Origin of the sequence: Iodobacter arcticus (assembly GCF_042664895.1) — a bacterium.
Taxonomy (GTDB): Bacteria; Pseudomonadota; Gammaproteobacteria; order Burkholderiales; family Chitinibacteraceae; genus Iodobacter; species Iodobacter arcticus.
Window position 1 is genome coordinate 26,428 of record NZ_JBHTBQ010000014.1, and the last position, 15,308, is coordinate 41,735.

Consider the following 15,308-nt stretch of genomic DNA (forward strand, 5'->3'; position numbering starts at 1 on the left):
GTGCTCTCCGTGTTCTCCGTGGTTCAAGATTTAGGTTTTTGTTCTCATGTGTTGTTGCAATTTTTAAAAGGTTAAAGGCTATGGAACAAGTCGCATTTATTGTCTGGCGTGAAAGTGTAGAAGCGCTGCTGGTGGTGGGGATTTTATATGCGTGGTTGCGTGCTAATCCGGTCGCTGGCCAGCGTGGCATGGCTTATCTCTGGGGCGGTGTGGGCTTAGGTTTGGTGCTGTCGGGCTTGCTGGCACTGACGTTATTGGGTGTTTCTAGCTGGCTGGATGATACGGCTCAGGAGTATTTCCAGGCCGCCATGCCCTTGGTGGCTGCTGCACTGATTGTGCAGATGGTGGTGTGGATGCGTAAAAATGGTCGCAGTCTTAAGCGTGAATTAGAAGGCGGCCTTGCCAGTAATGCGGCGGAGAAAAACTGGTGGGGTTTGCTGTTTCTGGTGGCGCTCGCTGTGGCGCGGGAAGGAAGTGAAACCGTGGTGTTTTTATACGGCAGCGTGGCAGGCAGTAGTAATGGTGGATCGTTAGCGCTGGCGGGTTTAGGCGGCTTTGTGGCTGCGTTAGCAACGTTTCAGCTCTTGCAATTGGGCGGTAAATATATTTCCTGGCGCTGGTTTTTTAAGGTGACTGAAATCTTGCTTCTGCTCTTGGCTGGCGCGATGTTGAACTCAGGCGTAGAGCATTTGATTGGCATGGATGTTTTGCCTGCGATGATTGATCCACTTTGGGATAGCTCGGCTTGGCTAGATGAAAGTATGGGTATCGGCAAATTGCTGGCCGATTTTGCGGGTTATCGCTCGCATCCGGCTTTATCTTTGCTGGTGATTTGGAGTGGCTATTGGATTGCAACGACTTACTTGCTGCGCCGCGTGAGCCGTACAGGGCAATGACTATTTTGAATTCGCGTACCGCTCAGTTTGGCAACTTTTTACGGGACCACGCTCATTGGCTGCGCAAGCTGCAATGGGTGGTGGTTTTCTTTTATTTATTTCTGCTAATTATTCCGACTTTGGTCAGCCTGCCTGATGAAAGCGCGCGGGTTTTTAATCATCTGGTGATCTTTGCACAGTTTGCATTTTGGGGGATTTGGTGGCCATTTGTGCTGATCTCCATGCTGCTGATGGGGCGTGTTTGGTGTGGCTGGTTTTGCCCAGAAGGCATGCTGACAGAATGGGCCAGTGAACGCGGACGCAATCATCCTATCCCACGCTGGATACGCTGGCAGGGTTGGCCCTTTGTGGCTTTCGCCTGTACCACGGTCTACGGCCAGCTACTGAGTGTTTACCAATATCCCTTGGCCGCGATGCTGGTTCTTGGTGGCTCAACCGTGGCGGCGGTGGGCGTAGGCTATTGGTATGGGCGCAGCAAGCGGGTGTGGTGCCGCTATCTTTGCCCTGTGAACGGCGTATTCAATTTGCTGGCAAAGCTAGCTCCTTGGCATTACAGGGTGGACGTGGATGCTTGGAAAGCGCCGCAGCAGAAGGTGATTCCAGTTAACTGTGCGCCTTTGGTGCCTATGCGCAATATGCAGGGCGCAACTGAATGCCATATGTGCGGGCGTTGCAGTGATTATCGCGGCGCAATTGCGCTGAGTGTGCGCTCGCCTGAAGCCGAGATCACCCAAGTCGCCAAAGGCAGTGGCTGGGAAACGGTGCTGATTTTATTTGGCCTGATGGGGCTAGCGGTGGGTGCTTTTCAGTGGACGGCTAGTCCGTGGCTGGTGGACGCCAAGCAGATGATGGCCGAGTGGCTGGTGAACCGCGATATCTTCTGGCCGCTGCAAGACAACGCGCCTTGGTGGATTCTGACTCACTACCCCGAGGTGAACGATAGCTTCTCTTGGCTAGATGGTGGCCTGATCGTGGCCTATATCGGCTGTAGCATGTTGTTTCTGGGCGGTAGTCTTTATCTGTGCTTAAAACTGGCTGATTGGATGTTGCCTAAGCGTGATGCTTTAAGCGTGCATAAACTGACGCAATCCTTTATCCCCGCCGCGGCTTGTGGTGTTTTTTTAGGCCTGTCGGCGCTGACGGTTAATTTACTGAAGCATGAAGGCGTGGCAACGGCATGGGCACCTGCTGCTAGAGCGGTGCTTTTGAGTTTGGCACTATTGTGGTCTCTTCGTTTGTTTTGGCGCTTAGCCAGCCAGCGCACGATGCAATGGTGGCCGCGCTTGGGTGCTTTGAGCTTGGCAGGCTTGGGCTTGGCTTTGTATGGCTGGGCTTGGGTATTGTTGTTTTTTGTGTGGGCTTAGTCTCGACTTCATAAGATTGTCATCCCCGAGTGTATTTATCGGCGATCCAGCAGAGCCACTGGATTCCCGACAGAGACCCTCGGGGATGACGGACATGTCATGTGTCAGGCTGGTGAAGGAGTACTTTCATTAAAGCATGCGCGAGTATGCTTTAAGCTTAAAAAACAGCAGGCTGTTTGATCTTACACATTGAGTTCTGCTGCACCGCAACCTAAGCTAGAAGAACGATCTCAAGGGGGACGGCAATGTCAGAGTTTACTTTTCTTACGGAACAATCTCAGCGCTACGCTGATTTACAGCACAAATTAAGGCAGTCGACCGATCCCTTTGGCTTGATGGCTAGTTCCGTCAAAGCGCAGCAAGCATGGTTGCAAAATCCACTCGCCTTATCCAATGTCTTGTTTCGTTATGTGAATGACGTAACGAAGTGGCAAAACTTTACTACGCGGCGCTTCTGGGGCGAGGCGGATAGCGATGTTTTCCCGCCTCACCCGGAGGACGTGCGCTTTGCCGACCCGATCTGGAGCGATAGCCCTTATTGGGATGGTATTAAAGAATGGTATTTGCTTAATACGCATTGGCTGCAAGATGCCCTCTATGCCACGCCGGATATGGGCGAGCACGAGCGTAACCGTAGCGCATTCTGGTTAAGACAGGTGCTGAATGCAGTGGCACCGACTAATTTTTTGCTGACTAATCCGGTGGCGATTGCTAAGGCATTAAGCACTAAGGGTGAAAGCCTCGTTGCAGGCTATAAAAACTTTAAGGAAGACAAGGCGCGTGGCGATATCAGCATGACCGATATGAACGCGTTTAAAGTGGGTGAAAATCTAGCGACGACCGTAGGCTCGGTAGTCTATCGTGGGCGTTTGCTTGAAGTGCTGCACTATGAAGCCACTACGCCCACGGTGCATAGCGTGCCGCTGGTGCTGGTATCCCCATGGATTAATAAGTATTACATCCTCGATATTAACGAGAAAAAAAGCCTGGTGAAGTATCTGGTTGACCAAGGCTTTTCGGTGTTTATTACCAGCTGGAAAAACCCCGACAGCAGTATGCGTGATGTGGCTTTCGACGATTATCTAAGCGAGGGCGTGGCGCAAATTATTAAAGTGGCGCAAGAAATCAGCGGCAGCGAACAAGTCCACTTACTTGGCTATTGTCTTGGTGGCACGCTGGCTGCCACGTACCTCGCTTGGGCAAATCGGCAGATGCCGGGCAAAGTGCCTGTGGTTTCAGCAACCTTACTCACCACGCTCACCGATTTTGAATATCCAGGCGATATCGAAGTCTTTTTGGATGAAGAAGGCTTGGATTTCATTGATAGCGTGATGGAGAAAAAAGGCTATCTGGATGGCAAAGATATGGCCGCCTCATTCAGAATGCTGCGCTCCAATAGCCTGATCTGGAATTACTGGGTCGATAATTATTTGCTAGGCCAAACGCCGAGTGAATTTGATGTTTTATATTGGAATATGGATTCCACCCGTATGCCAATGAAAATGCACCGCACCTATTTGCGCGAATTATATTGGAAAAATAAACTCGTTCAGCCCGATGCCTTAGAGCTTTGTGGGCAAAAAATCGACCTAGGTCAAATTAAACAGCCACTCTTTATGGTCAGCGCAGAAGAAGACCATATTGCACCTTGGCGGCAAACCTACACCTTGGCCGATCGCAGCGGGGGTGATGTCACGTTTACCCTTTCTACATCGGGCCATATTATTGGCATCGTTAATCCGCCTAGCCCAACATCAAAACGCAGCTACTGGCAGGGCGTGCCTAAAACCGGAGAAAGCGCCGAAGACTTTTTAGCTCGGCAAAAAAAGGTAGCCGGCTCTTGGTGGCCCAACTGGGTAGAGTGGCTCAGACCGCAGTGTGGCGAGCAGGTTAAACCAAAATTATCCAGCCGCGCTCACCCACAGCACGGGGCAGCACCGGGGACTTATGTTTTGGAGTAGTGGCTTAAAATTCAAATTCTTAATCATGAAGACCACAGAGGTTCACGGAGAAAAAATTGATTAAAATGTGGTCAATATACCTTCCCCGAATACGGACCGCTGGCGTAGGTTGGGTTAGCAGGTTTATTAGCGGTTTTCTTGCTAATAAACCTGCGTAACCCAACGGGCTCTGGTGAAAAAAATGTTGGGTTACGCGAAATATCGCTGAGCGAGGTAAACCTCGCACGCAGACCGCTAACCCAACCTACAAAATCGCGTTATTCGGGAAGTTATGCACTTATTAATATGAATTCACCGCTGCGTAATCTTATTTTTAAGTGAAAACAGCTACGGGTTTTAATTTATTATAAGGCGGGCGAAAGCCCGCCTTATCACTTTGAGCCAGCTCAACGCTATCCGCGTTATCTCGTGTTAAAAATGATCTGGTATTTTGATATTGTTGCAAACACAGTCCCTCAGTGATAATGGGGGCAGCGATTTAGGCTTGGCGCTTCTGCCTTATGGTATCGGCGCCATAAAAAGACTTGATGATGATTGGCTTAATGCACACAAGGAAAAGATATGGCAACGCGTAACGATCTAGCAAATGCAATCCGCGCTTTAGCAATGGATGCAGTTCAGAAGGCTAATTCAGGCCATCCAGGCATGCCGATGGGTATGGCGGAAATTGGTTTGTCGCTGTGGGGCAACCACATGCGCTTTAACCCGGTGAATCCACATTGGGCTGATCGCGACCGTTTTATCTTATCTAACGGGCATGGCTCGATGTTGCAATACGCCTTACTGCACCTGACTGGCTACGATGTATCTATGGATGATCTTAAAGCATTTCGTCAGTTTCACTCCAAAACTCCCGGCCACCCAGAGCTGCATTACACCCCTGGCGTAGAAACTACGACCGGCCCGCTGGGCCAAGGTATTACTAATGCGGTAGGTTTTGCGCTGGCAGAAAAACTACTGGCTCGCGATTTTAACAAGCCGGGTCTGGATATCGTTGATCACCACACCTATGTATTTCTCGGCGATGGTTGCTTGATGGAAGGCATTAGCCACGAAGCCTGCGCTTTGGCTGGCACATGGGGCTTGGGCAAGCTGATTGCATTCTGGGACGACAACGGTATCTCTATCGATGGCCATGTAGAAGGCTGGTTTACCGACGATACCCCTAAGCGTTTTGAAGCTTACAACTGGCATGTGATTTCTGTAGACGGCCACGATGTAGATGCGCTGGATGCAGCTATCGTTGCCGCTAAAGCAGTAACAGATAAACCAACACTAATCTGCTGCAAAACGATTATTGGTAAAGGCTCGCCAAACAAAGCGGCCAGCCACGATTGCCACGGCGCGCCACTTGGCGATGCTGAAATTGCAGCAACGCGCGCAGCCATTGGCTGGAACTATGGCCCGTTTGAAATCCCTGCTGATGTTTACGCAGGCTGGGACAAAAAAGAATCTGGCGCGCGTTTAGAATCGGATTGGGATGTCTTGTTTGCTAAGTACGCAGCAGCCTATCCAGCGGAAGCAGCAGAATTCAAACGCCGTATGAGCAATGAATTGCCAGCTAATTGGCAAGATGTAGTAAAAGCTGCGATTAGCGACGCCAACACCAAGGCAGAAACCATTGCCTCACGTAAAGCATCACAAAACGCGCTGAATGCCTATGCACCGCAAGTGCCAGAACTCTTAGGCGGCTCGGCTGATTTAACCGGCTCTAACCTGACCAACTGGAAAGGCTGCGTTTCACTGAAGCGTGAAGGCAACGAGCTGATCGGTAACCATATCAGCTACGGCGTGCGTGAATTTGGTATGAGCGCCATTATGAACGGTGTGGTGCTGCACGGTGGTTTCCGCCCTTATGGCGCAACCTTCCTGATGTTCTGCGAATACGCACTCAATGCGCTGCGTATGGCCTCGCTAATGAAGACCAACAACCTCTTCGTTTACACCCACGATTCGATCGGTTTGGGTGAAGATGGCCCAACGCATCAGCCGGTAGAGCAATTGCAAACCCTGCGTTGCATCCCTAATCACCATGTATGGCGTCCATGCGATACCGTAGAATCGATGGTGGCTTGGGCTCACGCAATTGAGCAAAAATCGACCCCTTCATCCTTGATCTTTAGTCGTCAAAACTTAATGTTTATGGCGCGTGATGAAGCCACCATCGCCAATATCAAGAAAGGCGGCTATGTATTAAAAGACGTCGCTAATCCAGCGGTTATCTTGATTGCAACCGGCTCTGAAGTTGAGCTGGCGGTAAAAGCCGCTGAAGCCTTGGCCGCAGAGGGCATTGCTGCTCGCGTGGTCTCTATGCCATCGACCAATGTATTTGATGGGCAAGATGCAGCGTACAAAGCCGCCGTATTACCGCGTGGCGTAGTGCGTTTAGCCATTGAAGCAGGTACTTCAGACTTCTGGCGCAAATATGTTGGCTTAGAAGGCGATGTTGTGGGTATGGATACTTTTGGTGAATCCGCTCCGGCTGGCTTGTTGTTTAAGCACTTTGGCTTTACGGTAGAAAATGTAGTGGCTAAGGCAAAAGCAATCATTGCTTAATTGATTTTAGCGTAATAAAAAAACGGGCATTCGTGCCCGTTTTTTTATAGATCCAAGGAGAAAAGATTCAGTTCTTTATCGAGCATTATTTTTTTTGAAAAACTAAACCCAAGTTTTTGTAGTAATTGCATCGAAGGCTGATTATCTGTATCTGTTGTGGCAAGAATTTGGGTAAGATTTAATACTTCTTTTGCGTATTTAAGTACGCCACTTGCGGCCTCATTCGCGAAGCCCTGCTTCCAGTACTGAGGTAAAAAAGCATAGCCTAGATCTGGGTATTCCAGATAGTTTCGCTTTAATAAACCACAAAGCCCTATTGGCTCTCCTGTTTCGCTGAGTTCAGCTAAATAAAGGCTAAATCCAAGACGGGTTTGCATATCAAGTGGGCCATTCACAATTGCTTTTTGTGCTTCTTCTAAAGTACGAATTCCTCTATCACCAATATACTGATGCCAGGATGGCTCATTAATGAGTTGTAAATAGAAAGCGGCATCATTGGTAGTGATGGTACGCAGCTTAAGTCTGGCTGTATTGAAGTGAGTCATAGAGTATTCTACTATAGGTTTTTATATATATTACCTCTATTTTTAATCAAGGAATAATTTTCTCACGTGTTTCATTGTAGTTTAATTTGTGTAACCACATTGACAGCTCAGAAATAGCCATAGGCTTTGAATATAAATAACCTTGAATATAATCACCACCCAGCTCAATAATGCATAGTGCTTGCTCTGTGGTTTCTACGCCTTCACAAATGACTTTCATTTTTAAACTATGTGCCATTTCAATTACCGCGCGGATAAGTTCTTCTCCACCTTCTCCAATTCGTTTAATAAATGCTTTATCAATTTTTAATACATCAATAGGTAAAGTGTGTAAGCGGGCTATAGAAGAATAAGCAGAGCCAAAATCATCAATATGAAATTTAATACCAAGCTCATTGCACTGCTGCATGGGCTTGGCTAGCTCTGATTCATTTTTGACAAAGAGCGATTCAGTGATTTCTAAGTTTAATAAATGAGGCGGGTAGTCTGTTTCTAAAAGAACTTCATGTAAATCATTAAAAAAATCATCTTCAAGCATTTCTTGAACGCTGATGTTGACAGATAATCGTAAGTCTGGGTAAATGCCGAATTCCATTTTCGCAACCAAACATGCTTTTTTGAGTACACCTAAAGTATAACGGCGAATAAGGCGGGCATTTTCTGCAATAGGAATAAAACGATCCGGATTAATCAACCCCAGTTTGGGGTGAAACCAACGGCCTAATACTTCTAAAGATTCTAGGTTTTTGCCATCTGCTGTTAAAATAGGCTGGAAAGAAACATCAATTTGCTCGTTGTCGATGCTGGATTTTAAATCGAGTTCCAGTTTTTCATAGTCATTGAGTAAATACTCCATTTGCTCATCAAATACGATTACTTGGTCTCGTCCGGCTTGTTTGGCCTGGTACATAGCAATGTCAGCTTTTTTTAATAAATTTTCAGGCTGTATATCTGCGGGAAAATCATCTTCTAAGTAAACAAGGCCAATACTGGCAGATACACGTAGTGTTTTATGACCATATTCAATGGGTAAAGCAAGTTGCACACGAATTCTTTCAGTTACTTGCTCTGCCATAAAGATGCTTTGGGGGTTAATCAGCAAAATGGCAAACTCATCCCCTCCCAATCGCACCGCGCAATCACACTCTCTGATGGTGTTTAAAATTCGCTTAGATAATACAATGAGCAATTGATCGCCTGCCGGGTGCCCATGAACATCATTGATCATTTTAAAACCATCCAGATCAATTAATAATAAGCAAAAGGATTGAATGGTTTTCCTACGTAGTAGGCTTAATGATAATTTTAATTGTTCACTTAAACGGCTGCGGTTGCCTAATGAAGTAAGCGGGTCATATAGCGCATCTCTGATGAGTTTTTGATGCTGATTTTCTATTTCATCGAGTAATTCATTAACAGATAATGCGAGAAAGTCGATTTCATCTGTGCCTGAGTGTTGTAGCCGGCCATCAGATTGCTCTCCTAAGCTCATTCGGTGTAGTTTCTGGCTATAAAAAGTAATGCGCTTGATAATAAGGTGGCCTAAGCCAAACATCACTAAAAGCAGCGAGATTGCCCAGACAGAAAATAAATTAATAATAATCAAAATATATGCAAATTTTCCTTCTTTGTATAATGGTCGGATACCGTCAATATGCAATGAAAAAGGAGGCGTGCTTTTGCTAACACGAATGGCATGATATTGATGATCTTGGAAAGATATTTCTTCTCCAATGCCTGCTATAGGTAGAATATTGAATGGAACTTGGCTTAATTTTTGTAAGTGATTCAGCCTTTCTGCACTTATTTTTCTGCCCATTAATACAATACCATTTGCCGGCCCGCTCCCATTGCTTTTTACGATAGGCGAGCTTGCCAGAATGAAAACTTGTTTATTGATAAAGTAAATGGCTGAATGTGGGTATTCTTTATTTATATTAAAACGCAGGTCATTTAATAGCTGATCTGCTACTGTACTTTGGGTACTGATAATGACTTTTCCTTTATCTAAATCCAGGAAGTCACTACTTATCACTGATAAAGCAATTTTCTTATTGGGGTGAATTAAAAATATAAAATCACAACCTACATTATTAATTACTTCGTAGGTGTAGGTTGAGTCGATGTATTTTTGATCTCCCGTCTGCATAAAGGTGTAGCTGTCATCCCAGATTGCATAATCACCTGCAAATTTCTTAAGCGTTTGTAATTGTTCATTGATAAGTAAATCAGCAGCATCTAGGTTGCTGCTAATGCTCTTTTTTTCGAATTCAGTGAATTTTTCTGCAAGAATTTGATAAGAAAAGTACGAGCCAACACTGACGGTAAGCAATAAGGTGGCACCGAGTAAACGCAACACTTTAATTCGCAGCTTGCTTATCAAAACACAAATCCTCAGATAGGGTCTATGTCAGCATAGTGTTTACTTAGGCAATCTGCTATGTCTTTACAAGCTTGAATCCGCTTGCGGATCAATTACACCAGTACCTGGCGTGTTTCTTTAAAAAACTGGTGGATTTGTTTTTCAATGGTTTCATCAATCATCAGCTCGGGCCGTTTACCGTGCGGGCAGGCGAGTGTTGGTGTGGTGCCAAACAGCCGGCAAATCAAGGGGCGTTCCAGATACACCGTACAGCCTTGGTCACCTAAGTGCGGGCAACTCAGGTTTTCCATGGCTGCCGCTTGCTCAACGGCACTTTTGCGTGGCAGACGCGACATTTCTTCGCTGGAGGTGGTGACGGGGCCGCAGCAATCATGGCAGCCCGGAATGCATTCGAAAGACGGAATGCGTTGACGGAAAAAACGGATTTTTTGACTATTCATTGAGGGGGCTATGTTTTTGGGCGAAGGCCGCTTATTTTATGGCACTTTGCTTCTCTGTACGGTAAAAGCGCTGCCGCTAATCTGTTGCTTGAGCTAGCTTTAGCGATTTTTTAGCTTTTTGAACTTGAAATTGGCCGTAAAGGCAGCATATTGCCTCTTAACGCATGCGCTTTGGCGCTTTTTAATGATGCTGCAACAGCATCATCTTTTGGAGTTTTAGAAATGGTACAAGCCACAGCAAGCCACCTTTTAGTAAGCAGCGAAGCCAAATGTGAAGAATTGAAGCAAGAAATTCTGGCCGGTGCTGATTTTGCTGCCGTGGCTAAGAAGCATTCTAGCTGCCCTTCTTCTGCTCAAGGCGGTGACTTGGGATCGTTCGGCCCGGGCATGATGGTGCCAGAATTTGATAAAGTTGTTTTCAGCGCGCCATTGAACGAAGTTCAAGGCCCAGTAAAAACGCAATTTGGTTATCACCTGCTGATCGTAAATAGCCGCGGCTAATTATCGATGGCTTTAAAAAAGCGCACTCTGTTTGGAGTGCGCTTTTTTTTTCTAAAAATAAATTAATATATTTTTAGAAACTGTAGTTTGCACCAACAGTGAATGTTGATAATTTTACATCTTCAATTTTTGCATATTGATTGTATTCAGCACGCAAGCTGAAATTTTTATTGAATGCGTATTGAGCGCCAATACCAAACAATGCTTTGGTTTCAGTTTCTTCTTTAGATTGTGAGTAAGCGATTACATCCGCATTTACTTCTGCAGTCACTTTGATACTTGCAACACCTAGGCGGCCAAATACGCTAAATGCGTCGTTGAATGGGTAAGAAGCCAATACAGATGCTTGTACTGCATTTGCTTTAACAGATGCATTAACAACGCCGTAGTAGTTTTCTTCTGTTTTACCAAAATCACGGTAACCTAATTCTGCAGCCAGATATGGAGAAAACTTATAACCGCCGTTGATACCCCATGCCGTGTTGTTTTTGTCTAGGTTTTGGTTGTTTACATCTACGGACATGTTGCTGCTACCTACATCTGCGCCAATGTAAAAACCTTCAGCAAATACTGGTGATGCAATTAGAGCGGATAAAACTAAAGAAGCAAGAATATTTTTTTTCATTTTTTTCTACAAAGAAGTATTAAAGAGATAAATTATGATGCAAGTGAAATTACTTATGCATTCGGAATTTTCTTACAAATTGGATGCGAATATTAGCATTAACTTTATTGGTTAAGGCGTAAATATTTCCATGGTTTGGCGGGAATATTTTTTGTGATGAATTACCTAATCAGTTTTTTAATATTCAATTGGTATAAATAAAAAACGCCACTCTATTTATAATAAAGTGGCGTTTATATTTTTTCTGGTGCAAAAACGTAAATTTACATCTCTTGCAGCACTTCAATTCCCAATAAATCCAGACCGGTCTGCATGGTTTTTGCGGCGGCTTGGCACAGCGCTAAGCGGCTGCTGCGAATCTCACCTTCGGCTTTAAGCACAGGGCAAGCGTCGTAAAAGCGTGAGAAGCGGGTGGCGAGGGTGTAGAGGTAGCTGCATAAAACATGCGGGCAGGTGTCGTTTGCGGCCTGTTGCAGCGTATCTGGAAACTGTACCAAGGTGAGTGCGAGTGCGTGCTCGGCGGGTTCAATCAACTCGATTTTTGCGTTGGCGGGCACATCACCCGCCTGACGGAAGATGCTGGCGATACGCGTGTAGGCATATTGCAGATACGGTGCGGTATTGCCTTCAAAGCTGAGCATGCTGTTCCAGTCGAAGACATAATCGCTGGTGCGGTGCTTGGATAGATCTGAGTATTTCACCGCAGCAATGCCTACCGCGTGGGCAATATGGTGGCGAGTGGTTTCATCCATATTTGGATTTTTGCTGCTGACCAAATCAAAGGCGCGGCTTTCCGCTTCGGAGAGTAAATCCACCAGCTTGATCAGCTCGCCACTGCGGGTTTTGAATGGCTTGCCATCGTCGCCCATCATGGTGCCAAAGGCGACGTGTTCCATGTGGGTGTCTGCGGGCACAAAGCCTGCTTTGCGGGCTACGGTAAACAGCTGCTGAAAGTGCAGCCCCTGACGGGCATCGACTACATAGAGAATGCGGCTTGCACCCAGCACACCAGTGCGATAGCGGGCTGTAGCTAAATCGGATGTGGAATAAAGAAAACCACCGCCTTGCTTTTGTACAATAAAGGCGGCTGCATCGCCGTCTTTATTGCGGAACTCTTCAAGGAACACCACTTGTGCACCCTGGCTTGTCGTCAGCAAACCTTTGGCGCGCAGATCATCAATTACAACAGGCAAATCATCGTTATAAGAGGATTCGCCTTTTACATCATCGCGGGTCAGTAACAGGCCAAGTTTTTGATAAACATCTTCGCAATGCTTCATTGAAATATTTAAAAAGCGTTGCCATAGCTCGCGTACTTTTGTGTCGCCCGATTGCAGCTTCACTACATACTCGCGGGATAAATCAGCAAAAGCCGGATCGGCATCAAAACGCACTTTGGCGGCGCGGTAGAAGCCTTCCAAATCGCCTAGCTCTAACTCCGAGCTTTGATTTTCGTTTTCCAGCATATAGGCGGTCAGCATGCCAAATTGCGTGCCCCAATCACCAACGTGATTCTGGCGAATGACGTTATGGCCCAGATAGCTGTAAATGCGTGTCAGCGAATCGCCAATAATGCTGGAGCGCAAATGGCCCACATGCATTTCTTTGGCGAGATTTGGCGAGGAATAATCAATCACCACGGTTTCTGTTTTAGCCACACCCGTGCCAAGCTGAGCATCGGCCTGCTGGGTGCTTAGCGTTTGCGCCAGAAACTCATTATTAAGGGTGATATTAATAAAGCCGGGGCCGGCGATTTCCAGTTTGTCGGCAATGCCTGACAGATCAACACAGGCCAGCACTTGTTCGGCCAAGGCGCGTGGATTCATTTTTAAGGCTTTGGCCGCACCCATAATGCCATTTGCCTGGTAATCGCCAAACTCTGGTTTGGATGCAACCTGCACATTGGGGGAAGCATCAGGAGCGCCAACTTGGGCCAGCGCGGCAGCAAAACGGGAAGTAAGTAATGGGTGAACAGCCATGATGGGGACTCGGTATGAATTTAATCACTATTGTAATCGCAATCTAAAGGCTAGCGGACGTAGATGTCATCATTGCCTGCGCTTTGCCTGAGTGGCGCTCCTTGTTTTATGGCTTAAAGAGCGGGCTTAACGGGCTGGTTTTGTAATTAATTTTGCTTAGATGCAAGCCCGGTTCAGTGGGTTACAGTGTTTTATATGCAAGGCTCATGGATAGGGCTGTGGGTTTATTCCTAAGCCCTGCGATCAAGGCTTGGCAATGCTTGTTATGCGCTCTATTCTTAAAATAAATATAAGTCGATGCTGCTATCAGGGAAATATTAATGGCACTGGATCATGATGAAAATTGGATGCTGGAGGATGATGAGGACGAATTATCCGCCTCTGCTGCGCTTGTGCGTCAGCCTTGGAAGCTGCTGATTGTTGATGATGAGCCTGATGTTCACCGTGCCACTATTCTGGCGCTAAAAAATATTGTATTTAAAGGCCGTAGTTTAGAAATTCTGCATGCGTATTCTGGGCAGGAAGGTTTTGATAAATTAGCCGAGCACCATGATATTGCTCTGGCGATTCTGGATGTAGTCATGGAGACCGACGACGCGGGCTTACGCTTGGTGCGGCGCATTCGTGATGAATTAGGCAATCAGCTGGTACGCATTGTTTTACGTACTGGCCAGCCGGGTCATGCGCCTGAGCAGCAGGTGGTGCTTGAATACGATATTAATGATTACAAAACCAAAACAGAGCTTGTTGCTAATAAAATATTTACGACCGTGGTTGCTTCTTTACGTAGCTTTGAAAGCTTATATGCCTTAGAAAAAAGCAGCCAGGGCCTCGCCAAAATACTGGAAGGGGCCACTAATCTTTATCAATTACATTCCTTAAAAGAATTTGCATCGGGTGTGTTAAATCAGGTTGGGGCTATTCTAAATTTGGGCGAGTACGGCATGCTTTGCGCCCAGTCTAAAAATAATCAGCAAAGCTTTGAAGTTTTAGCGGCAACCGGCCCGTTTACTACGCTCCTTGACGGCCATTCCCTGCCCGAAGATAGCCGCTTATTAATTGCGCTGAATGCCGCATTAAAATCTAAATGCAGCCAATCTGATTATCCTTATGAAGTTTTATATATTGCCGGGCGCAATAGCTACGACTTTGTCGTGCATTTCTCGCCGCCTTGGCCTTTGGAAGCGGTGGATAGAAATCTACTTGATATCTTCTGTGAACGGATTTCGGCTGCAATGGATAATCTTTATCTTTACCAGCAATTGCGCCGCTCGCAAGAGGCGACGGTGATGGCGCTGGCTGATCTGGGCGAGTTTCGCGATCAGACCACTGGGGATCATGTATTAAGAGTGCAAAAACTCACTGATGCCATTGCTGTAAGGCTAAAAGCCAAAAATGCCTTTCCCGAGCTAATGGATAATGCCTTTATGGAAATGGTGGGCATGGCCAGTATTTTGCACGATGTGGGCAAGGTAGGTACGCCGGATCATATTTTGTTTAAGCCGGGTAAGCTGACACAGGAAGAGCGCGAGATTATGAATCAGCACTCTCCAATGGGCGCGGCCATTTTAGCCAGAACGGTGGCCTTGGTTGAAGGCACCACTTATTTATCGCTGGGGGCTGAAATTGCCGGCGGCCACCACGAGCACTTTGATGGCAATGGCTACCCGCTGGGGATTAAGGGAGATGAAATTCCACTTTCGGCTCGGATTGTAGCGCTCGTCGATGTATTTGATGCGTTGCTGCATAAGCGGCCCTATAAAGAGCCGTGGACGATGGAGGAAACGATGGCCTATGTGCGGGAGCGCTCTGGTACTCAGTTTGATCCGCAGATTGTGGCGGCTTTGGATGAGGTAGTGGCAGAGGGCCTGCTGCCTTTGGATTTATTGCAAGATCCCTAGCAGCCCGCTGGGCTAGAAATGTCACTCCAGCATACAACCCAAATCTTAAACCACGGAGGAAAGGGAGAACACGGAGAGCCACGGAGAAAAACATACCCAAAATAAGGTTTTCTCCGTGAAACTCCGTGTTCTCTGTGGCATCGCGGGTTCAAGATTT

Annotated in this window: 11 protein-coding genes; 6 read left to right on the top strand and 5 right to left on the bottom strand. The window is 46.6% G+C overall.

Going from position 1 to position 15,308, the window contains the following annotated elements; translation table 11 throughout:
* Nucleotides 1-80 precede the first annotated feature (80 nt).
* The 4 genes from ACFQNF_RS08275 (at nt 81) to tkt (ending at nt 6,777) form a co-directional block, all read left to right on the top strand.
* A complete protein-coding gene (locus ACFQNF_RS08275; RefSeq protein ID WP_380187531.1) occupies nt 81-896 on the top strand; it encodes an FTR1 family iron permease in 816 nt (271 codons plus the stop codon).
* Complete coding sequence (locus ACFQNF_RS08280) at nt 893-2,260, top strand: 4Fe-4S binding protein (RefSeq protein WP_380187532.1); 1,368 nt, start codon at nt 893-895, stop codon at nt 2,258-2,260. Before ACFQNF_RS08275 ends, ACFQNF_RS08280 begins: the two co-directional genes overlap by 4 nt.
* A 245-nt stretch (nt 2,261-2,505) precedes the next feature.
* A complete protein-coding gene (locus ACFQNF_RS08285) occupies nt 2,506-4,221 on the top strand; it encodes a PHA/PHB synthase family protein (RefSeq protein ID WP_380187533.1) in 1,716 nt (571 codons plus the stop codon).
* Between the two features lie 561 nt (nt 4,222-4,782).
* Nucleotides 4,783-6,777, top strand: a complete 1,995-nt coding sequence (gene tkt / locus ACFQNF_RS08290) for a transketolase (protein WP_380187534.1) — start codon at nt 4,783-4,785, stop codon at nt 6,775-6,777.
* A 44-nt stretch (nt 6,778-6,821) separates the two neighbouring features.
* Here the strand turns inward: tkt and ACFQNF_RS08295 are convergent, their stop codons facing one another.
* The 3 genes from ACFQNF_RS08295 to ACFQNF_RS08305 form a co-directional block, all read right to left on the bottom strand.
* The gene (locus ACFQNF_RS08295; RefSeq protein WP_380187535.1) at nt 6,822-7,322 is read right to left on the bottom strand and encodes a GNAT family N-acetyltransferase; all 501 of its coding nucleotides are present in this window, start codon (nt 7,320-7,322) and stop codon (nt 6,822-6,824) included.
* 46 nt (nt 7,323-7,368) lie between these two features.
* Nucleotides 7,369-9,681 (bottom strand): bifunctional diguanylate cyclase/phosphodiesterase, encoded by a 2,313-nt coding sequence (locus ACFQNF_RS08300; RefSeq protein ID WP_380187536.1) that lies wholly within the window; start codon nt 9,679-9,681, stop codon nt 7,369-7,371.
* A 116-nt stretch (nt 9,682-9,797) separates the two neighbouring features.
* Nucleotides 9,798-10,145, bottom strand: a complete 348-nt coding sequence (locus ACFQNF_RS08305; protein ID WP_380187537.1) for a YkgJ family cysteine cluster protein — start codon at nt 10,143-10,145, stop codon at nt 9,798-9,800.
* Nucleotides 10,146-10,367: 222 nt separating this feature from the next.
* On the opposite strand from ACFQNF_RS08305, the gene ACFQNF_RS08310 reads away from it, so the two are divergent.
* Nucleotides 10,368-10,646: a peptidylprolyl isomerase gene (locus tag ACFQNF_RS08310; RefSeq protein ID WP_046350621.1), complete on the top strand. Its 279-nt coding sequence runs from the start codon at nt 10,368-10,370 to the stop codon at nt 10,644-10,646.
* A gap of 73 nt (nt 10,647-10,719) precedes the next feature.
* Here the strand turns inward: ACFQNF_RS08310 and ACFQNF_RS08315 are convergent, their stop codons facing one another.
* Entirely contained in the window at nt 10,720-11,271 is a 552-nt protein-coding gene (locus ACFQNF_RS08315) for a porin (RefSeq protein ID WP_380187538.1), read from the bottom strand.
* 263 nt (nt 11,272-11,534) lie between these two features.
* Nucleotides 11,535-13,250 (bottom strand): arginine--tRNA ligase, encoded by a 1,716-nt coding sequence (argS, locus tag ACFQNF_RS08320; protein ID WP_380187539.1) that lies wholly within the window; start codon nt 13,248-13,250, stop codon nt 11,535-11,537.
* 320 nt (nt 13,251-13,570) lie between these two features.
* On the opposite strand from argS, the gene ACFQNF_RS08325 reads away from it, so the two are divergent.
* Complete coding sequence (locus ACFQNF_RS08325; RefSeq protein ID WP_380187540.1) at nt 13,571-15,151, top strand: DUF3369 domain-containing protein; 1,581 nt, start codon at nt 13,571-13,573, stop codon at nt 15,149-15,151.
* Nucleotides 15,152-15,308 lie beyond the last annotated feature (157 nt).

Bases quoted from the DNA above. Each gene is read 5' to 3' on its own strand.
- ACFQNF_RS08275 (WP_380187531.1), top strand. From the start codon at position 81: ATGGAACAAGTCGCATTTATTGTCTGGCGTGAAAGTGTAGAAGCGCTG.
- ACFQNF_RS08280 (WP_380187532.1), top strand. From the start codon at position 893: ATGACTATTTTGAATTCGCGTACCGCTCAGTTTGGCAACTTTTTACGG.
- ACFQNF_RS08285 (WP_380187533.1), top strand. From the start codon at position 2,506: ATGTCAGAGTTTACTTTTCTTACGGAACAATCTCAGCGCTACGCTGAT.
- tkt (WP_380187534.1), top strand. From the start codon at position 4,783: ATGGCAACGCGTAACGATCTAGCAAATGCAATCCGCGCTTTAGCAATG.
- ACFQNF_RS08295 (WP_380187535.1), bottom strand. From the start codon at position 7,322: ATGACTCACTTCAATACAGCCAGACTTAAGCTGCGTACCATCACTACC.
- ACFQNF_RS08305 (WP_380187537.1), bottom strand. From the start codon at position 10,145: ATGAATAGTCAAAAAATCCGTTTTTTCCGTCAACGCATTCCGTCTTTC.
- ACFQNF_RS08310 (WP_046350621.1), top strand. From the start codon at position 10,368: ATGGTACAAGCCACAGCAAGCCACCTTTTAGTAAGCAGCGAAGCCAAA.
- ACFQNF_RS08315 (WP_380187538.1), bottom strand. From the start codon at position 11,271: ATGAAAAAAAATATTCTTGCTTCTTTAGTTTTATCCGCTCTAATTGCA.
- argS (WP_380187539.1), bottom strand. From the start codon at position 13,250: ATGGCTGTTCACCCATTACTTACTTCCCGTTTTGCTGCCGCGCTGGCC.
- ACFQNF_RS08325 (WP_380187540.1), top strand. From the start codon at position 13,571: ATGGCACTGGATCATGATGAAAATTGGATGCTGGAGGATGATGAGGAC.